Consider the following 20162-nt stretch of genomic DNA (forward strand, 5'->3'; position numbering starts at 1 on the left):
GAGAAAAGATACCGACGTCCAACTCTAGTCCGCCCCATAGTTTGCCCGGTCGGTTGACAGCGCTAAACGTTGTCATAACCGCGCTTTCCAGACAAAGCGCCCTACGCCGCCCGTGAAAAAAGTCGAAAAACCTGCTCAAATGCGCTCTTGCCTGTACCTTGAAACTACATGCATAGTGCAAACTGAATGCGGATAACCAATATCGTGTGAAGGAAGTGTCACGTGGAAAACGAAAGCATCGTTCTCTCCGCACCACTTTTCGCGACCATGGACGAGTCGGAGCGCCAGTCGCTGTACGACTCCATGGTCAAGGTGGAGCTCAACCGTGGAGAAGTTCTCTTTGATGAGGGTGAGAACGGAGACCGCCTCTACATCATCGAAGAGGGCAAGATTAAGCTCGGATCTTCCTCTGGAGACGGTCGCGAGAACCTGCTTGCAATCCTCGGCCCAAGCGAAATGTTCGGAGAACTTTCGCTGTTCGATCCAGGACCCCGCTCGCTATCGGCAAGCGCAGTGTCTGACTCGGTTCTCTACGAACTCGAGCACAGCGCACTCGTCCGCGTCATCGAGGAACGCCCAGCAGTGGCTAAGCACCTGCTCACCGCACTTGCACGCCGCCTCCGTCGCACCAACGAGGCACTCGCTGACCTCGTGTTCTCTGACGTGCCAGGCCGTGTTGCCAAGGCTCTGCTCGATCTCTCGACCCGCTTCGGCGAGCGCGTAGACGAGGGCATCCGTGTTGCACACGACCTCACCCAGGAAGAGCTGGCTCAGCTCGTCGGCGCATCGCGCGAGACCGTGAACAAGGCACTCGCCGACTTCGCGGGTCGTGGCTGGGTTCGCCGTGAGGGCCGCGCCGTCGTCCTTCTCGACATCGACCGCCTGGAGCGTCGCGCACGCTAGTCTGGTCCGCCAGTTCGCAGTGCACGCAAATGTAAACGCGTGTGGGGTGGGATTCTTCGGAATCCCACCCCACACGCGTTTTGTCTTTGATTTTCGACGATTGTGCCCCACCTACGCGGTCCACTCACGCCATGTTAGGTCATGCGAACTCCACGACCAGTTCGACCTCAACCGGCGAGTCCAGCGGAAGGACAGCAACGCCCACGGCCGAGCGCGCGTGGACGCCCCGCTCCCCAAAGATCTCGCCGATTACGGTGCTTGCACCGTTGATGACCGCAGGCTGTCCCGTGAAATCCGGATTACTTGCCACGAAGCCAACGACCTTGACCACGCGCACTATGCGGTCGAGTGAGCCGATCTCTGCCTTGATCGCTGCGAGGGCGTTGAGGGCCGCAGTCCGTGCGTAGGTGGCTGCGTCATCGGGCGAAACGTTACCCTCATGGACGCCAACCTTCCCTGTCTCAGGAAGCGCACCGTCAACGAACGGCAGCTGCCCGGACGTCCACACTAGGTTGCCCGCGGTCACAGCAGGGACGTACGCCGCTACGGGCGCTGCCACGCTGGGAAGTGAGATACCTAGTTCGGTGAGTCGATCGTCGATAAGAGACATTAGAAGTCGCCCAACGGGCGCTTCATGTAGGCAACGAGTCCGTTGCCATCCGGTCCGGTCACGACCTGGACGAGTTCCCAACCATCGGAACCCCAGTTGTCGAGGATTTGCTTTGTCGCGTGAATGATCAGCGGCACGGTTACGTATTCCCACTTTTGAGCCATAGGGACATACTAGGTCAGGCACGCAGGGCGTGCCTATGTGCCCCACGAGACGGTTTCTACGTGGAGAACCACTCCCCACATGGGTAGCGCCCCTCACAGGAGCCTTTCAGTCACGAAATTCGCACACTTTCTTTGACGGACTTAAGGAATCGAGCCAAAGTATTCGCGTACTGTAGAGAGCATGTCGAACTCTGCTCACCAGGGACCAACTGGCAACGGAAGCTCGGGCTCTAATGGCTCGTGGGCTAACGCGAACTCGGGAAACTCGGGCGCGTCCGGCCTCTCGTCGTTGGCTGGAACCAACAGGTCTCGAAAGTCCCTCAGCCCATTCCAGGTTGCAGGGCTCCTCCTAATGTTCCTTGTACTCGCTGTCATCGGTGGCATCCTCGCCGCCGCGATGGTGGTTCCAGTGGCTGCAGGAGTCAGTACGGTCACCAAGACCGCAACGGATACGTTTTACGAGATTCCCACTGAGCTCGACATCGACACACCATCGCAGGTGTCCAAAATCTACGCAGCCGACGGCAAGACTGTCCTGGCAACCTATTATGCGGAGAACCGCACGGTAGTACCCCTGGACAAGATCTCCATGAACCTGCAGAACGCAGTCATCGCGACCGAGGACAAGCGCTTCTGGTCCCACGGAGGCGTTGACATCCAGGGCATTACCCGCGCCGCAGTGAGCCAAAAGGGTGGTGGTTCCACGCTAACCCAGCAATACGTCAAGAACGTGCTGATCACCAAGGCAAGCCGCGAGGGCGACAGCATCGCCGTGGAATCCGCACGCGCGGGCACCATGGAGCGCAAGCTGAAGGAAGCCAAGCTCGCAATCAACGTAGAGAAGACCAAGTCCAAGGAAGAAATCCTTGCCGGCTACCTGAACATCGCGCAGTTCGGTACCAAGGTCTACGGCGCAGAGGCCGCATCGCAGTACTACTTCTCCAAAAGCGCGAGCAAGCTCTCAGTGGTCGAGGCTGCAACGATCGCAGGAATCACCCAGCGCCCCTCCACGTTCGACCCCACCATCAACCCTGAGGAATCAGAGCGTCGCCGCAACACCGTGCTAACCCTGATGCTCCAGCAGGACTACATCTCGCAGGACGAGTACAACGAGGCCATCGCTACCAAGCTCGAGGACACCCTCAAGGTGAAGAAGTCCGCGATCGCGAACGGTTGTGAAGGCGCCGGAGCCAACGGGTTCTTCTGCGACTACGTCACCAAGACGATAATGAAGGACCCAGCATTCGGCGAAACCGCCAAGGAGCGCATGGACCTCCTGTACCGCGGTGGACTGCGCATTGTGACCACCCTGGACCTGGATAAGCAGAAGAAGGCCTACGAGGTCCTCCAGTCGAACATTCCCGCTAAGAACGAGAACATGATCGCCACCGCCTTGACCACGGTCGAGCCCGGGACAGGCAAGATCGTGGTCATGACCCAGAACCGCAAGTACAACCCTTCAGCGGAGAAGAAGAAGGGCACCACTTCGGTCAACTACAACGCAGGCCCCGACATGGGTGGCTCCAACGGCTTCCAGGTCGGATCGACCTTCAAGACCTTCGTACTAGCCGAGTGGTTCAGGTCTGGACACACCCTGCTCGAATCCGTTGACGCGACCAAGCGTCCGTGGCGCCTGAGCGAGTTCCATGCCTCGTGCACCGGATTCGGTGGAGAAGACTGGAATCCTAGCAACTCGGACGGTCAGGCAACGGGACGTCGCACAGTTCAGCAGGCAGTCGCCACCTCGATTAACACCGCCTTTGTGAACATGACGTCCAAGCTAGACCTGTGCAAGGTCGCGGACACCGCAACCGCGATTGGGTTCAAGGGAACAACGCACCCGATGCAGAGCAAGGATTTCGGAGAACGCCAGGTTAAGCCAGACGAGAAGGGCGTGTACCCAACCTTCCCAACCCCTGCAATGGTTCTGGGAACCCAGGACTCCACACCTCTGTACATGGCGAACGCGTACGCCACGTTTGCTAACGACGGCGTGTACTGCGATCCCATTGCAATCACTAAGGTGACTGACGTCAACGGCAACAAGTACAAGGTGCCCAAGTCCAAGTGCAAGCAGGTCATCGAACCTTCGGTGGCCAACGCAGTCAACTACGCGCTGACCAAGGTTGTATCCCCAGGCGGAGGTGCCCCAGTGGCCGGAATTCCTGGACGCCAGGTTGCCGGTAAGACTGGTACCACTAACAACAACGTCGCCGCATGGTTCATCGGGTACACCCCACAGCTGTCCACTGCGATCTGGGTAGGTAACCCAGACAGCAACAAGGTCAAGATGCAGAACATCATGATCAACGGCCGCTACCACCGCAACGTGTACGGTTCCACAGTTGCTGCCCCAATGTGGAAGCAGTTCATGACCTACGCCCTCGAAGGGGAGCCGGTTGAGCGCTTCAACCCAATCGCGCAGGCCCAGCTCGGCGTGGTCGAGAAGCCACCAGCAGCTGAGAAGGAAGAGGGAGACGAGGGATCGTCCGAATCCTCCACCGAGAACGGCAACGGTCGCCCGGGCGGGCGCCCTAACGGCGGCAACAACGGTGGCGGAAATGGCGGCGGAAACAGCACGCCTCCAGCCAACCCATCACCCGGAGCGTCTGACGACTAATGGCTAAGTCCATCCTGCTCAAGACTGCGGCGGCCGGTACAGTGCTGGCTGCGGCCGGACTTGGATACGCCCTCTTTGAGGCCCAGGCCTACGTACTTAGGCGTGTCACAGTTCCTGTGCTGCCAGCGGGCGCCCAGCCCATCCGGATCCTGCATATCTCCGATCTGCATATGATCCCAGGACAGACCAAGAAGGTCGAGTGGGTGCGCAAACTCGCATCCCTGAACCCCGACTTTGTCGTCAACACAGGCGACAACTTTGCCGATGCGGCTGCGCTCCCAGTCATCACGAAGGCGCTCGAACCCTTGCTCGACATGCCTGGCGCTTTTGTCATGGGGTCGAATGACTACTATGGTCCACGCTTCAAGAGCCCAATCCGCTACCTGCTTCCTGACTCACGGGTCAAGCACAAGAGCGAGCCTGTGCACCTGCCCACTGAGGCATTCGCGCGGCACATGACCGAGCGAGGCTGGCTAGACCTGTCAAACACGCGTGCCCAGGTAACTCTGGCCGGAACGGTGATCAGCTTTGCGGGGCTGGACGATCCTCACATCGATCTGGATGTGTACCCCGCGGGCCCTGACGCCCAGGTTCCGGAAGGAGCGCTCGAGCTCAAAGTGGGCGTTGTCCACGCCCCATACACTCGGGCTCTCGACCAGTTCCACCAAGACGACCGTGCACTCATCATCGCCGGTCACACACACGGCGGTCAGTTGTGCCTGCCCGGTTATGGCGCATTTGTCACCAACTGCGACCTCGACCGCAAGCGCGCCAAGGGGTTGCACGGATGGCCCGGGGCTCGCCCCGATCAGGTTGGTGGCGAGGACTCCTCGTGGCTCTATGTCAGCGCGGGTCTCGGCACAGCCAAGTACACGCCAGTCAGGTTTGCGTGCAGGCCCGAGGCAACACTCATGACGTTGGTGCCCAAGGGCTAGCCCTCCGGTTCGCTCGGTGCGCTGTTGATCACACTGGCCCACAATTGGTCAGTCGGTGCCCTCAGAATCAGATATAGTTAATCCCGTTGCAACAACAACTCGGGGTGTGGCGCAGGTTGGTAGCGCGTCCGCTTTGGGAGCGGAAGGTCGCAGGTTCAAATCCTGTCACCCCGACCGAGTGAAAAGGTCCGACGCACATCGCGTCGGACCTTTTTCGTTGCCCAGACTGCAGGTTGCCTCCCCCCTCAGTGTCCCAGTCACGGCCCCCACTTCAGCGTCCTCGTCACGGCCCATTCAAGATCCCCATTACAGCCCCCACTTCAACATCCCCATCGCCTCGCTCCCCTCTCCACGTTCCCACCAACTCCCGCGAGTGCCGGTTGTTGGTGTCGAGTGCCGGTGCGAGGAGCCGGCACTCGATGCCGAAGACCGGCACTCATCGTGCGTTACGCGCTCAGGTACCTCTTGAACCCTCTGATAAAGTCCCGGATACTTGTAGGAACACGATCAGAGGAGACGAACACATGTGGGGTTACCTGATTCTTCTCGTAGTACTCGCCGTGATTGCGGTTGTGTGGTTCTTGGTCCGCCGTGAGAACAAGGCAATCAGCGCCAAACAAGCTGACGCAATGGAGACTCGCACCAAGTTCGGTGTCCACGATGGTGGTAACGAGGGCACTGCGATCCGCACCATCACCTCGATGATGTAAGCCGGCGCCCAATCTCAAGGTTCGCGGCGAACACCCATGTGCACTGGTGCACTGGGTGTTTTTCCGTATCGAGGGTTGTCTGGTCTGGCACATTTTTCCTACACCGTGTCATTTTGTTTTTCTCATCGGCCAAGCAGGAGTACTCTGAATAAGGTTGCTCAGCAGCAATCGGGGTGTAGCGCAGCTTGGTAGCGCACGTCGTTCGGGACGACGGGGCCGCAGGTTCAAATCCTGTCACCCCGACAGTTAAGGCCCAGGATCCATAAGGATCCTGGGCCTTTGTCGTCCCTTGGTTGGAGCCAGGACGCTCTACTCAGATCGGTCGCACTCCGTCAGAAACCGCAGTCCAGACGTACCCCTAGGTTACACAGCGCGGCGTGCGCGTGCCGCTGCCGCAAGCTCACGCAGGAGGGCTGCGGTAGTGTCCCAGTCGATGCAGCTGTCGGTGACGGACTTGCCGTACTCGAGTCCACTAGGTGCTGGCTTTTGGTTTCCTGCCACAAGGAAGCTCTCCATCATGATTCCGGAAATCTTGGAGTTTCCTGCTGCGATGGAGCCTGCAATCTCGCGGACGACCTCTGCTTGGCGCACCTCGGACTTGCCGGAGTTTCCGTGCGATGCGTCGATGACGAGGCGTGGCTCCATGCCCGCCTTGGAGATGACCTCAACGGCCGCGTCAACGGAGGCGTCGTCGTAGTTTGGTCCAAGACGTCCCCCACGCAGGATGACGTGGCAGTCAGGGTTTCCGGTAGTTGCAACTACGGAAGCCATTCCGTCTGGGTGGATCCCAAAGAAAGTGTGCTCGGCTGCCGCTGTCACACAGCCGTCCACTGCTGCCTGAACGTCGCCGTCGGTAGCGTTCTTGAAGCCAATGGGCATCGAGAGCCCGGATGCCATTTGGCGGTGAACCTGGGACTCTGGATTGCGCGCACCGATTGCGCCCCAGGACACGGCGTCCGCAATGAACTGCGGCGAGGTGGGCTCGAGGAACTCGGTCGCAGCGGGGACGCCCTGCTCCAGCACGTCGAGGAGTACCTCGCGTGCAGTGCGCAGTCCGCGCTGGACGTCGAACGACTCATCCATGCCTGGGTCGTTGATGAGTCCCTTCCAGCCGAGCGTGGTGCGTGGCTTTTCAAAGTACACGCGCATGACCACGAGCAGGTCGTCCTCGAGCTCTGGAACGAGCGCTGAGAGGCGTCGGGCGTAGTCGAGGGCAGCGGCTGGGTCGTGGATCGAGCATGGCCCTACAACAGCGAGAACTCGGTCGTCCTGACCGTTGAGTACGTTTCGGATCTCCTCGCGGCTGCGGGCTACGAGTTCGGCGCTGCGTCCGGGGAGGGGAAGGTCTGCGAGCATCGCTCGTGGGCTCGGCAACGGGTCGAGCGCGCGGATTCGCAGGTCGGAAGTGTTGGGTGCTTCGATTGCTTGGTCAAGCGACATTGTGGGTGGCTCCGTGGGTTTCTCAAAGAATCGACGGAACCGCACGCTCACTCCTGCTACCGGAGCGGCTCCGTCACTGACGACGAAGGGCCAAGACATTCTTGCAAGTGCGCAAGCGTCTTAGCCCTATGCTGGCTCCGGGTGGAAAATTGGTCAGGCAGTTGCCCGCTCGGCCCCACCAGGAGCCTGCGTAAACTGCCAATACCAACGTCCGGTCATGAAATTAAGGTAGCACCGTGTCCACGAGCACCTCAAGCGTTGGGCGCTTTTGTCCCGCCTAGCGGGACGCCGAGCACAGAGAGCCCGAGGGCTCAACGTTGGTTTTACTCGTCGCGACCAGTCACATCGCCCTCGTCCCCACGCGGTCCCTCGACTGCGTCTCGTTCACCTCCGATCCGGAGGGAAGTGGTTACCAGCGAGTCGCCGTCAAAGCCTTCGAGCGCTCCGCTGTTTCTAGCGACCGCCACCTGCAATACATAGGCGTTGAGCTGGTGCTTGCACAGCCCGTTCCACGCGAGCGCGGCTAGGATAAGTCCACCGAGGAACAAACAGGTTCCGAGCACAGGCGCGAGGTCGCGGCTACTGTTTATCCCGTTGGAGTCCGGCTCAGAGAGTTGCACCAGTCCGAGGGGAACTAACAGGGCAGCCGCAAACAGGCACGCTGCCCAGACCCCAAGTTTTCCCGCGATCGCCGCCTCGTTGCGGTGCGTCCCGGGCATGTCCTCAAACAGGTGCACCACCACATATTGCGGCCCACCTGGTGAGGCGAATGTTTGCTCGTTTGCTGCAGGAAGATCGGTGTCCGTCATCCCGAGATCATAGCGGCGCTAGGTTCGTTTAGAAATGGGATGATTTACAACGATTTCCGCTCCGTTCTACACCCCAACACGAGTTCCAGCCGTCCCCGACCGTAGAGCAACGGGGGCCGCGGCCCAAGGCCACGACCCCCGTGATCTGACGAGCGAGTTGGACGCAACACGCTCTACTCGGCCCTACAAACGTTTAGTTACCGCACGCGCAGTTTCCGCAGCCACAGCCGGACCCGCCTGCCTCTGCGTCTTCCCCGAGTTCCTGTCCGCGGCGGATCGCCTCGGCGAGGATCTCAGTGATCTGCACAGCGTTGAGCGCGGCGCCCTTGCGCAGGTTGTCGTTCGACAGGAACAGCACGAGGCCCTTGTTACCGTCGACGGACTGGTCTTGGCGAATGCGGCCAACGAGGCTCGCGTCAGCTCCGGCTGCCGCCAGCGGGCTAGGCACCTCTACCAGTTCCACTCCTGGCGCAGAAGCGAGGATTTCTGCGGCCTGTGCCGGGGTGATGTCATTCTCAAACTCGGCGTTGATGGACAGCGAGTGGCCCGAGAACACTGGGACGCGCACGCAGGTGCCTGCAACCTTGAGCTCAGGGAGGTTCAGGATCTTGCGGGACTCGTTGCGGAGCTTCTGCTCCTCGTCGGTCTCGTTTGAGCCGTCGTCAACGATGTTTCCGGCCTGCGCCACCACGTTGAAGGCAACGGGGTGGACGTACTTCTTAGGCTCTGGGAGCTGGACGGAGGAACCGTCACGCACCAAGCCGAGGAGGTCCTGCTCCACACCGGCGCGCACCTGCTCGTCGAGTTCCTGCGCACCTGCGAGGCCCGATCCGGAAACAGCCTGGAACGTGGTCACCACGAGGCGCTTGAGGCCCGCCGCGTCCGAGAGTGGCTTGAGGACTGGCATCGCCGCCATCGTGGTGCAGTTTGGGTTCGCGATGATCCCCTTCTCTGCGTCAAAGATGGCTTCTGGGTTGACCTCGGACACCACGAGCGGGACCTCGGGGTCCATGCGCCATGCGGACGAGTTGTCCACCACAAAAGCGCCCGCCTCAGCAAACTTGGGGGCGTACTCGAGGGAGGTTCCACCACCGGCGGAGAAGATCGCAATGTCGATTCCTGCGAGGTCTGCGGTTGCCACGTCCTCGACAACAACATCCTGGCCGGCAAACTCGATGACCTTGCCGGCGCTGCGCGCGGAGGCAAAGAATCGGATCGAACCGAACTCAACGTTGCGCTCCACGAGGAGGTCGCGCACGACCTCTCCCACCTGGCCCGTTGCGCCAACAAGCGCAAGGTTTACCTGGGTACTCATAGTAAAAGTCCTTCAATTGGCGGCGCGAGCGAATAACGCGTCGCACCAAGATCGTCGTAAATCAGAAAGTGAATGATCAACGGCCGGTGCCGGCGTAGACGACAGCTTCGCTCTCGCCATCCAGCCCAAAGGCGGAGTGGACGGCGCGGACGGCGTCGTTGAGGGAGTCCTCGCGGGTGACCACGGAGATGCGGATCTCCGAGGTGGAGATCATCTCGATGTTGATGCCCGCATCGCGTAGCGCGCCGAACAGGCGCGCGGAGACACCCGGGGAGGACTTCATGCCCGCACCGATCAGGGAGAGCTTGCCCACCTGGTCGTCGAACTGCAGGGAGTCGAACTTGATCTCACCTTGAACAGCGCGCAGAGCTGCGAGCGCTTGTGGGCCGTCTGCCTCGGGCAGGGTGAACGAGATGTCGGTGAGCCCGGTGGACGCAGCGGAAACGTTCTGGACGATCATGTCGATGTTTGCGCCGGAGGTCGCAACGACCTCGAAGATGCGGGCAGCGGTTCCGGGCACGTCGGGGACGCCGACGATCGTGATCTTGGCTTCGGAGCGGTCGTGCGCAACACCGGTGATGATTGGATCTTCCACGGCTTGGTCCTCGGATTCTGAGCTGGACGGGGCAGGTTCATTGGTGACGAGAGTTCCGGTTCGGGCCGAGTAGGACGACCGGACATGAATCGGCACGCTGTAACGGCGGCCGAACTCAACGCAGCGCAGCATGAGCACCTTGGCTCCACACGCGGCCATCTCAAGCATTTCCTCGTACGTAATACGGTCGACCTTTTGGGCGGACGGGACGATACGCGGATCAGCGGTGAATACGCCGTCCACGTCGGTGTAGATCTCGCACACGTCTGCGGACAGCCCCGCCGCGAGCGCAACTGCCGTTGTGTCGGAACCGCCGCGACCAAGGGTGGTCACGTCGTTCGAGGTGCGGTTCACGCCCTGGAACCCTGCCACGATCGCCACAGTTCCCGATTTGATGGTCTCGCGGATACGCACGGGGACCACGTCAACGATGTGGGCCTTCCCGTACACGGCATCCGTGATGACGCCAGCCTGCTGGCCGGTAAACGACTTAGCCTTCACGCCGAGGTTGTTGATAGCCATCGCAAGGAGCGACATGGAAATGCGTTCGCCAGCGGTCAGGAGAATATCCATCTCGCGCTGTGGAGGCATTGGGGTTACTTGCCGGGCCAGGTCAATAAGTTCATCGGTTGAGTCTCCCATTGCTGAGACGACTACGACGACGTCGTTGCCTGCCTTCTTAGCTTCGGCTACACGCTTGGCTACGCGCTTGATGCTCTCTGCGTCAGATACAGAAGAGCCGCCGTATTTCTGCACAATTAAGGCCACGGTATTGCTCCGTCCTAAGCTGGTCCCGTTGATCTAAACGTCCACCAGACAGTGATTGAACACAGTCATACTAGCCTCAGTTGCGCTGGATAATCGAGACCCCTCCGCCATTCGATATGGCGCAGTCGAGCGGCTACCAGTGAGATTGGGCGCAGCATTTCCACTTGGGCATGGTCCTGATTTCTTACGGCTCAACAGCTGCGATATGCCTGGGTATCACGCGGGCGACTGCGGCTTTCATACCGTGGGGTGATCCTTCCCACGCGTTCAGCAAGTAGTGTCGAAAGCATGTCCAATGAACTAGATGCGTCCTCACGGTTTGCACCGGAGCCACAGGGTGGAAGCGAGTCCACTCCCCCGGCCGCGGAGTCCGTGACTGACTCCGCCACCGCAACTGGTGCTAATGCTGTCCCGGAAACCTCCTTGCCGGATGCCGACCACAAGGCAGCGACCGATCAGCCCGACCCGGTGGACGTCATTCCCGGAACGAACGCTCCGGTGTCTGGCTCCATCGAGCGTCGCGCAGTGATCACCACCAAGGACCTCGTACGGTCCTTTGGCTCGTTCGTCGCGGTCAACGGCGCCACCCTCAACGTATGGGAGGGCAGCGTTACGGCACTCATTGGACCCAACGGCTCCGGCAAGACCACGATCATGCTCATGCTCGCGGGCCTTCTCTCTCCCGACTCCGGTTCGATCAGCGTGTGTGGGTACGACCCTGCAACACAGAACTACGAAGTTCGATCGCAGATCGGCTGGATGCCAGACCAGTTCGGGATGTGGGACTCGCTCACCGCACTCGAAGCTCTGACCATGACCGGCGCTACCTACCGGATGAGCGCAAAGGACTCCCTAGCTCGCGCCCATGAACTCCTCGAACTCGTGCACCTCACAGAGTTTGAGAAGCAGCCGGCGCACGTCCTGTCGCGTGGCCAGAAGCAGCGCCTCGGCCTTGCTCGTGCGCTCATGCACAAGCCACGCCTCCTGATCCTTGACGAGCCTGCGAACGGCCTGGACCCACGCTCACGCATCGAGTTGCGCGCAATCATCCGCGAACTCGCCGCACAAGGCACCACGATCCTGATCTCAAGCCACGTGCTCGCAGAGCTCGACGAGATGGTTGATGACGCAATATTCATCTCGGGCGGTCGAACTGTCGCCCGCGAAACCGTTGATGAGGCGCGCGCAGCCCGCACCACCTGGCAGATGCGCGCTCTTGAGCGTCAGCCTTTGATCGCGTGGCTCGACCAAGTTCACGTCCCCTTTGCACAGAACACCGACGGCTCGGTACTCGTCAACATTGCCGGCGAGCCGAACGCTTCACGCTTCCTCACGGACGCAGTCGCAGCGGGTGTCCCAGTTGTTGAGTTTAGGCCCCAGGGTGGAGCGCTCGAGAGCACCTACCTGTCGTTGAACGAGGAGCGCCGCTAATGGCTACACACATCACAGCGGAAACGCTAGGACCCGACGCAAACCCCCAGCCGGCCCCACACGGCAAGTTCGTCACGTGGCACGGTGTCAAGACAGTTGCGCGACTCGAACTCATCCAGCGCCTGAGGTCATCACGTTGGAAGATCGCGCTCGTGCTCTGGTTCCTCGGGGTTGGCGCGATCTGCCTGCTCATCTCGGGTGCGCTCACAACCTCCTACGGCTACGTCAGCACCACGCCGCTCGGCCCGGTCATGTTCGGCATGAACGTGTACTTCATCCTGTTCATGGGTCTGCTGATTACACCCACACTGGCGTCAACCTCGATCAACGGGGACCGCAACCAGGGCACGCTGGCGATCCTGCAGGCAAGCCTCCTGAGCCCAATGGACATCACGCTGGGTAAGCTCCTTGCCAGCTGGACGTCGGCAATGGCCTTCCTGGTGGTCTCGATCCCGTTCATCATCTGGTCGCTTGCCGCCGGAGGAGTGAGCCTCGCTTCGATCCTGTGGGTACTACTCAGCATGTCGTTCGTGCTGCTGGTTGTCTGCGCGGTCAGCCTCTACATGTCCGCCCGCATGACCAAAACCTCCGCATCGACGGTGATGAGCTACCTCTACGTGGCGTTCATTTCCGGCATCACGGTTCTGCTCGTCGGTCTAGGCGCTGCTGTCCTCTACGAGGATAATCAAGTTCTGGAGATGTCGCCGAGCCAGTACAGCGAAACCACTGGCGATCCCATCGCGTGCACCGTGCAGGATTCATACAGGAGCGATTCCAACCTCGACAAGTTGTGGTGGCTACTCGCGCCCAACCCGTTTGTGATCGTGGCAGATAGCTCCATGATCGGCCAACACGTCACCGATGGGTTCTCTTCAGAGGACCCGCTCATGGCAGTCTCTTCTGCAGTGCGGGTAGCCCGCAGCGGCGATAATCTCTCGTACAACGAAGCCTGGTGCAGGGAAGACGGCACTACCCGCAGCGCGGAAGAGGCCAACAGGCTTATGTCCAATCCGGAACTCGGCGGACCAGTATGGCCGTGGGGTATCGCGCTGAACATTCTCATTGGTGGCGCCGCTGTCTACGGCACCTACAGGCGCCTCAACGTGCCTTACAAGCAACTCGCCAAGGGCGTCCGCATCGCCTGATGCTCGTGACGCATTGTTTGGTGCGCAACCACCACACAACGACTTGGGGCCCACGTTCTTTTGAACGTGGGCCCCAAGTCGTTGTGTGAACTAGTTTTCGTCTCCGAAGAGCGCGTCAAACGTCGCGGCTTGTGCAACATCATCCGGGATGTCAAGACGAAGGTGCATGAGGATCAGTTGAAGCACACGCAGGACCGCGGAAGCGCGCTCACCCCATGAAGCGATGTACGAGTACTGCCACCACCACAGGGCCTCAATCTCATGCCCGGAATCGTAGTGGTGGAGACCGTGCGTCAGGCTCTCAATGATCGATGCAAAGTCGGAGGAGATCTCTGCCGCCCCGAGTTCCGGGCCAACCACCGGGTCGATGACCTCCGGGTAGGTGTCGAGCCCCTCAAACAACCGGCTCAACGCCTCACGCAGAGGGTCGAGGTCCAGGTCGTCCCCGAGGTCGGGCTCGAACCGCTTGGGCGGGATGATGTCCGTGGTTGCGCCGAGGTGGGCGCCCGCATTGAGGACGTCGGAGAGCGCGAGGACCAAAAGAGAAATCGACGCCTCCGGGTCGCCGGCTGTGGCAACGTCTACAACCGTCTGAATGAATCCCCGCACTCGTGGCACAACAAGTTTTGAGAGCTCCCCCAGCGCCTCAATTGAGATGAGTGGGGTCTCCGTGTCGTCTACTACTGCGTGGTCCTTGTCCATGTTCAGCTTCCCATGAGTCGGCGGCCCTCGAAGGCTCGGCCTAGCGTGACCTCGTCGGCGTACTCCAAGTCTCCCCCAACGGGCAGGCCGGACGCTAGGCGAGTCACCCGAATCCCCATAGGTCCGAGTAGGCGTGCGAGGTAGGTTGCGGTTGCTTCGCCCTCGACGTTCGGGTCCATGGCGAGAATGATCTCCTGGACCACCCCATCCGAGAGGCGTACGAGGAGTTCCTTGATGCGCAGATCGTCCGGCCCGACGTTGTCCATCGGATTGATCGCTCCGCCGAGCACGTGGTAGCGCCCGCGGAACTCCCTGGTCCGCTCAATGGCAACGACGTCCTTAGCTTCCTCGACCACACAGATGACCACGTCCGAGCGGCGTGCGTCCATGCAGATTCGGCAGCGTTCCTCCTCGGAGACGTTTCCGCAGACCTCGCAGAAGCGCACGCGTGCTTTGACTTCCGTCAACGCCGAAACTAGCCGCATCACGTCATCCTTGTCCGAGGCAAGGATGTGGAACGCAATGCGTTGGGCACTCTTGGGGCCGACTCCTGGGAGTCGTCCGAGTTCATCGATTAAGTCTTGGACTGCGCCTTCATACACGCCTCTAGCCTACTGGTTCGGGGCACAAGAAAGGCCGCCCGTCGGTGTGACGCGCGGCCTTCCTGCATTGAGTGGGTGCCTAGACTTCGTCGGTGATTTCCTCGATGATGACCCCGCCGAGCATAGCGACGACCAGAGGAACCCCAACGAGTCCGGTGGACTCGAGGTCTTCATCATCAGGCTGCGGATCATCGACGATTTTGCGACGTTCCGCTTCCCTGTTCGCCTGCTCGAGTGCTCGCCTTTGTGCGGCTTGGCGCGGGGTTTCCCGAACAGCGCCGGCCGCGAAATCCTGGCCGCTTGGGGCTACCGGCGTGGCTTGGCTCGACGAGTAGCTTGGGCGTGGCGCAACGGGGTGCGCGGAGGCCGCGGTATCCGTTGCCGGGCTCACCGCTGTTGGTACGGCGCTTCCCTGCGGAGCTTCCTCCCACGGTGGGACCGTGGTCGGTGCGCCCGTGGACGTGCGGTTGTGGCCAGCATCGTAGGTGTTGTAGTCGTCGTGCGGGTACGGATCACCGTAGTCCGACGGCGGCTCGGGAGCATGGTGGTCGTCCACCGGTCCGTTTGGCGCGTGCACGGGCTGATGCCCGGAGTTCGAGTACTCGTGCGGGGTCGCGGCCGAGATCGGCGAGCGGGTTGACGACCCGGACGAGGCGCTAGCGCCCGATGTATCCCGCGAACTGAGCTTGGACACCACAGCCTGCGTGGCGTTGCTGAGGCTCGAGATGTTCGATGTGTTGACCTTGCGCGCCTGCGCGAGCGCCCCGATCGCACCGCCGAACACGCCGACGGCGGAGGACGCATCGAATGGTTTGCGGGGTGCCGGCTCCGGTTCTGGTGTCTCCTCGGCCGGGTGTTGCGGCTCTTGAGGGTAACCGGCAGGTTCCTCGTAGTGCGCGCCATCGAACTCAGGTTCCGGGATGTATTCGGAACCGGCGAGGTCGTGGTGGCCAGCAGGCGAGTGAGAACCGTCGGCATTCTGGGCTGCCGCTGGGTTGTGGGCGTCTGCTGGAGAGTGTGCAGTTGCGGGTGATTGTGAGCCTTCCGGCGTCTGCGCGAGCGGCGAAAGGTGCGCCTCCGGTGCACCTGGGCCCGTTTGGGTAGCCGCCGGCGCGTGAGGCAACACAGGCTCCGAAGGCGTCACAGGCTCAGATAGTGCCGCAGGCGCCTGCACTCGGGCGGGTTCGTTGGTGTGCGGTGCGGTGTGCGCTACAGGGTGTGCTTTGGCATTTCCTGGCGCAGCCGCTGCTGGTGCAGGGCTGCTACCTGCTTTTGGGAACTTGGGTGAGCCCTCCAGGTCGATGACCACCTGGACGTCGAACCCGAGTGTCTCCTTGATTGCCGCCGAGATCTGCTGGTCTCCCGAGCGCTGCGCAAGAGTTCCTAGTAGCTGCGCGTTGGGCATCGAGATGTACGCGGCGTTGGCGTCCAGACCTTCAACCTTGGCGTACTGGTTCACAAGGGCCCAGAGTGCACGGGAGTGGCCGGCAAGCGCTTCAAGGACCTCCGGCCAACGTGCCTTGAACGCCTCGGACTCTGCGGAAGAAGCACTTGCCGACGGCTGCGCCTGGGCAGGGGCTGAAGCCTGCGCCGGCGCTGCACTCGCAGTAGCCGCCGCACGTGGGTCAGGCTGCTCGGCTTGGGTCACTGGAGCAGCAGGCTCGGGACGCTGAGCTTCAACCGTGGGTGCTGCTGGCATGGCAGTTGCCGGCTGGGCTGCGGGAACCGCCTGCGCGACCTGCTCGGACACTGGCACAGGAGCCACCGCGGGCTCGCGCGGTGCCGGCTCCGCTACGCGCTGTGCCGACTCCGCTACGCGCTCCGCCTGCGGTGCAGCAGCAACTGGCTCGGACTGGGTTTGTGAAACAGTCTCCTGAACGCGAGGTGCGGCTCGTTCTGGCGACGGCGCGGACTGCGCAAAGATGCCCGTCGGCGCAGTGGATTGGCCAAGCCCGGTGGGGACGCTCGAGGCTTCGGTCTGCTGTGGACGCGCCGAGGCGGGAGCATCAGCAGGCTTGCGGCGAGTCGACTCTGGGCGCAGCGAAACCCTGCGGGTGCCATCGCTTGACGCAACGGGGGCGGAGGAAACCGGGGTCGCTTGGGAAGGCTCTACCGGTGTGTGACCACCAAGTCCCCCATCCGCAGATCCTGCAACCGTTGGGCCGCTCACGCCACGGGAAACAGCGCCGCCGGACACCCCGCCACTAGGTACCGCACCACTAGGTACAGCGCCGCCAGCAAGCGCACGCTCAATCCCATCGATTCGCGCGCCGAGACCGGATGCCGATCCGTCTGCTGCGGGCAAGAGTAGGCGTGCGCACAGCAGTTCGAGGTGCAGGCGAGGCGAGGTCGCCCCGCTCATCTCGGACAACGCGCTGTTGACTACGTCCGCGGATCGCGAAAGCTCCGCAGAGCCCAACGACTGGGCCTGCGCCACCATGCGCTCGAACTGGTCGGCAGGCACCGTAGAGAAGATCGACCGCGCACCGTCGCCCGACAGGGAGATGACCACGAGGTCACGCAAGCGCTCGAGCAAGTCCTCAATAAACCTGCGAGGCTCATGACCGGTGTTGATGATCTGCTCGATCACACCGAACAGAGCGGCACCGTCACGTGACACAAGAGACTGAGCCACATCATCGAGAAGCGTTGAAGGGGTAAATCCGAGCAACGCAACGGCCGAATCGTACTGGAGCTGGCCGCCCTGGGCGCCAGCGATGAGCTGGTCCAGGACCGACAGGGTGTCACGGACCGAGCCGCCACCGGCGCGCACGACCAGCGGAAGCACGCCCTCTCCTGCGCTGATGCCCTCGGCCTGGCACAACTGCTCGAGGTAGCGGTGCATCGTGTCCGGCGCGACCAACTTGAATGGATAGTGGTGGGTGCGCGAGCGGATCGTCCCAATGACCTTCTCGGGCTCGGTCGTAGCAAAGATGAACTTCAGGTAGGGTGGCGGCTCCTCCACGATCTTGAGCAGAGCATTGAAGCCCTGCGCGGTGACCATGTGGGCCTCGTCGAGAATGAAGATCTTGAAGCGATCACGAGTTGGGCTGAACGTGGCGCGTTCACGCAGATCACGGGCGTCATCCACACCACCGTGGGACGCAGCGTCGATCTCGACCACGTCGAGCGACCCAGAGCCGCCGGTCGCCAACTCCAAGCACGATGGGCACACGCCGCACGGAGTGTCCGTGGGGTTTGCCTCAGTGTTCTCGGCACAGTTCAAAATGCGTGCGAGGATGCGCGCCGAGGTGGTCTTACCGCAGCCTCGCGGACCCGAAAACAGGTAGGCATGGTTGACCCGGTTGGAGCGGAGAGCCTGCATAAGAGGCTCAGTCACGTGCTCCTGCCCGATCATGTCCCCGAAAGTGTCCGGGCGGTACCTGCGATAAAGTGCTGTGCTCACACAGCAACCTTAGTGGAGATCACTGACACTGTGGGCTCGGTCCGCTGCGAGAAATCTCGCGCTTTTACTTATTATCGACGATCGAGGCCGGTACCTGCGCAGGTACCGGCCTCGATCGTCGATAATTTTGTGAGGTTTCAGCGGCGCATGACGCGGCGTGCGAGCCAGTTGCCCAGGAACTGGGCGGCCTGCACGATAGCGACGATCACCAACAGAGTAACGAACGTGATCTCCCAGTTCATGCGCTGGTAGCCCCAACGCAGCGCCAAGTCACCGAGGCCGCCGGCACCCACGGCGCCAGCCATCGCGGACATGTCCACAACGCCGATGAACAGGAATGTGAAGCCGAGGATCAGCGGGCCGAGTGCCTCGGGAATGATGACGGTGCGAATGACCCTCCACCGGGACGCACCCATCGCACGAGACGCTTCGATGACACCGGGGTCCAGAGAGACGAGGTTCTGCTCGACCAATCGCGAGAACGCCATCATCGTCATAACCGACATCGCCACAATCGCGGGCTTGGGTCCAAGAATCGTGCCGGTAAGCGCCTGCGTAATTGGGCCCATCGCGGTGATGAAGATGATGAACGGGATCGGGCGAATAAAGTTCACGATCACGTTGAGTAGATTGAACACGAACGCGTTCTCAAAGAGATTTCCACGCCGAGTCAGGTAAAGCGCTAGGCCCATCGCGAGACCTAGGAGCCCACCAATAAGCAGAGAAGCACCCACCATGTACAGGGTGGTGCCCAACTCCTCGATGAGTTTCGGACCCATCTGCGACCAGTCCGTTGCGGCGGCGAGCCCGCCTTGGAAGGTGATCATTTCTTCTTACCTCCAAAGAAGCGCGAGAACGGGTTCGCTGAGTCTTGGTTCTCTGCCTGCGCGTAGTGGTCTACATAGTCGGCGGGTTCACCTTCCTGGGTGAAGATGTCATAGCCGAACCCATCGAGCGGATTCGCAGACGTCCCCAGGTCAACAACCTGGGTGTACTGGCTCAGCTCCGCAATCACTGCGGCAATGTCTGCGTCAGTTCCCTCAAGGCCCCAGGTCAGTGAGCCGAACGGACGCTGCTTGATTTCGGAGATACCGCCGTACACGATTCCGCCGCGGACATTGTGGTCGTGCAAGACATCCGTGATGCGGCGTCCGTAGCCTCCGTCCTCGTGCACGAACACGGTGATGAGGCGCTCGGTGTGACGCCCGCGCAACCGGGCGAGGGTTTCGGGGTCCGGCTTGTCCTTGATCGCGGTTGAGACGAACTTCTTGGTGGCGGGGTGCTCAGGGTGGGAGAACACCTGGAATACGGTGCCCTCCTCCACGACCTTGCCTAGTTCCATGACTGCGACGCGGTCGCAGATGTGCTTCACTACGTCCATCTCGTGCGTGATGACCACGATGGTGATGCCACGCTCCCGATTGACCTTGGCCAACAGCTCGAGGACGTCACGGGTGGTTTCAGGGTCCAGCGCCGAGGTCGACTCGTCCGCAAGCAGGATCTTGGGATTGGTGGCGAGCGCGCGGGCGATGCCGACGCGTTGCTTCTGTCCACCCGAAAGTTGGGAGGGGAACGACTTGGCCTTGTCAGATAGGCCAACGAACTCGAGCAACTCGGCCACGCGGCGTTTGCGCTCCTGCTTAGCCACACCCGCTACCTCGAGCGGGTACTCCACGTTGCGTGCAACGGTGCGCGACTGCAACAGATTGAACTGCTGGAAGATCATTCCGATCTCCTGGCGCAGCGTTCGCAGACCCGGCTCACCGAGAGTGGACAGGTCGTGTCCATCGACGATCACAGTTCCGCTGGATGCCGGTTCGAGCGCATTAATCATGCGCACGAGCGTGGACTTGCCCGCCCCCGAGTATCCGATGACACCAAAAATCTCGCCTGCGTTGATGGACAGGCTTACGTTGTCGACAGCTTTGACATCGCTGTTCTTAGCCTTGAAGCGCTTGCTGGCACCTCGAAATTCCACAATGGGTGCTGTGGACTGGCTCATGAGTG

The 20162-nt window shown here is 61.3% G+C and carries 17 protein-coding genes and 2 tRNA genes; 8 read left to right on the forward strand and 11 right to left on the reverse strand.

The genetic code is table 11. The features are described from left to right. Positions 1-267 precede the first annotated feature (267 nt). Positions 268-903 carry a Crp/Fnr family transcriptional regulator gene (locus HGSM_RS01270; protein WP_051009606.1) on the forward strand — a complete coding sequence of 212 codons (636 nt, stop codon included), beginning with the start codon at positions 268-270 and terminating at the stop codon, positions 901-903. A gap of 139 nt (positions 904-1042) precedes the next feature. On the opposite strand, the gene HGSM_RS01275 is transcribed toward HGSM_RS01270, so the two are convergent. Together HGSM_RS01275 and HGSM_RS14265 are read right to left on the reverse strand one after the other, a co-directional pair. Further along, on the reverse strand, positions 1043-1513 hold the full coding sequence (locus HGSM_RS01275; protein ID WP_019146927.1) for a RidA family protein: 471 nt from the start codon (positions 1511-1513) through the stop codon (positions 1043-1045). Then, the gene (locus tag HGSM_RS14265; protein ID WP_019146928.1) at positions 1513-1677 is read right to left on the reverse strand and encodes a DUF4177 domain-containing protein; all 165 of its coding nucleotides are present in this window, start codon (positions 1675-1677) and stop codon (positions 1513-1515) included. The genes HGSM_RS01275 and HGSM_RS14265 overlap by 1 nt, the downstream gene beginning before the upstream one ends. Positions 1678-1858: 181 nt before the next feature. Here HGSM_RS14265 and HGSM_RS01280 point away from each other — a divergent pair, with 181 nt between their 5' ends. The 5 genes from HGSM_RS01280 to HGSM_RS01300 all read left to right on the forward strand — a co-directional run bounded on the left by HGSM_RS01280 (position 1859) and on the right by HGSM_RS01300 (position 6185). Then, on the forward strand, positions 1859-4297 hold the full coding sequence (locus tag HGSM_RS01280) for a transglycosylase domain-containing protein (RefSeq protein WP_019146929.1): 2439 nt from the start codon (positions 1859-1861) through the stop codon (positions 4295-4297). Then, on the forward strand, positions 4297-5232 hold the full coding sequence (locus HGSM_RS01285; protein WP_019146930.1) for a metallophosphoesterase: 936 nt from the start codon (positions 4297-4299) through the stop codon (positions 5230-5232). Before HGSM_RS01280 ends, HGSM_RS01285 begins: the two co-directional genes overlap by 1 nt. A gap of 100 nt (positions 5233-5332) precedes the next feature. Beyond that, positions 5333-5406: transfer RNA gene (locus tag HGSM_RS01290), tRNA-Pro, on the forward strand. 350 nt (positions 5407-5756) lie between these two features. Further along, the gene (locus tag HGSM_RS01295) at positions 5757-5942 is read left to right on the forward strand and encodes a hypothetical protein (protein WP_019146931.1); all 186 of its coding nucleotides are present in this window, start codon (positions 5757-5759) and stop codon (positions 5940-5942) included. A gap of 169 nt (positions 5943-6111) precedes the next feature. Further along, positions 6112-6185 (forward strand) — tRNA-Pro (locus HGSM_RS01300). A 120-nt stretch (positions 6186-6305) separates the two neighbouring features. Here the strand turns inward: HGSM_RS01300 and HGSM_RS01305 are convergent. From HGSM_RS01305 to HGSM_RS01320, 4 genes are all read right to left on the reverse strand, one after another. Continuing rightward, on the reverse strand, positions 6306-7382 hold the full coding sequence (locus HGSM_RS01305; protein ID WP_019146932.1) for a 3-deoxy-7-phosphoheptulonate synthase: 1077 nt from the start codon (positions 7380-7382) through the stop codon (positions 6306-6308). Between the two features lie 323 nt (positions 7383-7705). Further along, the gene (locus HGSM_RS01310; RefSeq protein ID WP_019146933.1) at positions 7706-8191 is read right to left on the reverse strand and encodes a hypothetical protein; all 486 of its coding nucleotides are present in this window, start codon (positions 8189-8191) and stop codon (positions 7706-7708) included. Positions 8192-8384: 193 nt separating this feature from the next. Beyond that, complete coding sequence (locus HGSM_RS01315) at positions 8385-9506, reverse strand: aspartate-semialdehyde dehydrogenase (RefSeq protein WP_019146934.1); 1122 nt, start codon at positions 9504-9506, stop codon at positions 8385-8387. 76 nt (positions 9507-9582) lie between these two features. Continuing rightward, positions 9583-10869, reverse strand: coding sequence for an aspartate kinase (locus tag HGSM_RS01320; protein WP_019146935.1), 1287 nt, complete (start codon positions 10867-10869; stop codon positions 9583-9585). A 288-nt stretch (positions 10870-11157) separates the two neighbouring features. Here HGSM_RS01320 and HGSM_RS01325 point away from each other — a divergent pair, with 288 nt between their 5' ends. After that, positions 11158-12300 (forward strand): ABC transporter ATP-binding protein, encoded by a 1143-nt coding sequence (locus tag HGSM_RS01325; protein WP_019146936.1) that lies wholly within the window; start codon positions 11158-11160, stop codon positions 12298-12300. Next, positions 12300-13445 carry an ABC transporter permease gene (locus HGSM_RS01330; RefSeq protein ID WP_019146937.1) on the forward strand — a complete coding sequence of 382 codons (1146 nt, stop codon included), beginning with the start codon at positions 12300-12302 and terminating at the stop codon, positions 13443-13445. The genes HGSM_RS01325 and HGSM_RS01330 overlap by 1 nt, the downstream gene beginning before the upstream one ends. 90 nt (positions 13446-13535) lie before the next feature. Here the strand turns inward: HGSM_RS01330 and HGSM_RS01335 are convergent, their stop codons facing one another. The 5 genes from HGSM_RS01335 to HGSM_RS01355 form a co-directional block, all read right to left on the reverse strand. Beyond that, positions 13536-14147 (reverse strand): DUF5063 domain-containing protein, encoded by a 612-nt coding sequence (locus tag HGSM_RS01335; RefSeq protein ID WP_019146938.1) that lies wholly within the window; start codon positions 14145-14147, stop codon positions 13536-13538. Between the two features lie 2 nt (positions 14148-14149). Further along, complete coding sequence (recR, locus tag HGSM_RS01340) at positions 14150-14749, reverse strand: recombination mediator RecR (protein ID WP_019146939.1); 600 nt, start codon at positions 14747-14749, stop codon at positions 14150-14152. A 79-nt stretch (positions 14750-14828) separates the two neighbouring features. Continuing rightward, a complete protein-coding gene (locus HGSM_RS01345; RefSeq protein WP_040594219.1) occupies positions 14829-18155 on the reverse strand; it encodes a DNA polymerase III subunit gamma and tau in 3327 nt (1108 codons plus the stop codon). A gap of 137 nt (positions 18156-18292) precedes the next feature. Next, positions 18293-18982 carry a methionine ABC transporter permease gene (locus HGSM_RS01350; protein WP_019146941.1) on the reverse strand — a complete coding sequence of 230 codons (690 nt, stop codon included), beginning with the start codon at positions 18980-18982 and terminating at the stop codon, positions 18293-18295. Further along, positions 18979-20157 (reverse strand): methionine ABC transporter ATP-binding protein, encoded by a 1179-nt coding sequence (locus HGSM_RS01355; RefSeq protein ID WP_019146942.1) that lies wholly within the window; start codon positions 20155-20157, stop codon positions 18979-18981. The genes HGSM_RS01350 and HGSM_RS01355 overlap by 4 nt, the downstream gene beginning before the upstream one ends. Positions 20158-20162 lie beyond the last annotated feature (5 nt).

Origin of the sequence: Timonella senegalensis JC301, assembly GCF_000312125.1 — a bacterium.
Lineage (GTDB): Bacteria > Actinomycetota > Actinomycetes > Actinomycetales > Cellulomonadaceae > Timonella > Timonella senegalensis.

Excerpts from the sequence above, each read along its gene's own strand:
- HGSM_RS01330 (WP_019146937.1), top strand. The coding sequence starts at position 12,300 with ATGGCTACACACATCACAGCGGAAACGCTAGGACCCGACGCAAACCCC.
- HGSM_RS14265 (WP_019146928.1), bottom strand. The coding sequence starts at position 1,677 with ATGGCTCAAAAGTGGGAATACGTAACCGTGCCGCTGATCATTCACGCG.
- HGSM_RS01295 (WP_019146931.1), top strand. The coding sequence starts at position 5,757 with ATGTGGGGTTACCTGATTCTTCTCGTAGTACTCGCCGTGATTGCGGTT.
- HGSM_RS01355 (WP_019146942.1), bottom strand. The coding sequence starts at position 20,157 with ATGAGCCAGTCCACAGCACCCATTGTGGAATTTCGAGGTGCCAGCAAG.
- HGSM_RS01350 (WP_019146941.1), bottom strand. The coding sequence starts at position 18,982 with ATGATCACCTTCCAAGGCGGGCTCGCCGCCGCAACGGACTGGTCGCAG.
- HGSM_RS01275 (WP_019146927.1), bottom strand. The coding sequence starts at position 1,513 with ATGTCTCTTATCGACGATCGACTCACCGAACTAGGTATCTCACTTCCC.
- HGSM_RS01285 (WP_019146930.1), top strand. The coding sequence starts at position 4,297 with ATGGCTAAGTCCATCCTGCTCAAGACTGCGGCGGCCGGTACAGTGCTG.
- HGSM_RS01315 (WP_019146934.1), bottom strand. The coding sequence starts at position 9,506 with ATGAGTACCCAGGTAAACCTTGCGCTTGTTGGCGCAACGGGCCAGGTG.
- HGSM_RS01325 (WP_019146936.1), top strand. The coding sequence starts at position 11,158 with ATGTCCAATGAACTAGATGCGTCCTCACGGTTTGCACCGGAGCCACAG.
- HGSM_RS01335 (WP_019146938.1), bottom strand. The coding sequence starts at position 14,147 with ATGGACAAGGACCACGCAGTAGTAGACGACACGGAGACCCCACTCATC.
- HGSM_RS01305 (WP_019146932.1), bottom strand. The coding sequence starts at position 7,382 with ATGTCGCTTGACCAAGCAATCGAAGCACCCAACACTTCCGACCTGCGA.
- HGSM_RS01280 (WP_019146929.1), top strand. The coding sequence starts at position 1,859 with ATGTCGAACTCTGCTCACCAGGGACCAACTGGCAACGGAAGCTCGGGC.
- HGSM_RS01310 (WP_019146933.1), bottom strand. The coding sequence starts at position 8,191 with ATGACGGACACCGATCTTCCTGCAGCAAACGAGCAAACATTCGCCTCA.
- HGSM_RS01270 (WP_051009606.1), top strand. The coding sequence starts at position 268 with ATGGACGAGTCGGAGCGCCAGTCGCTGTACGACTCCATGGTCAAGGTG.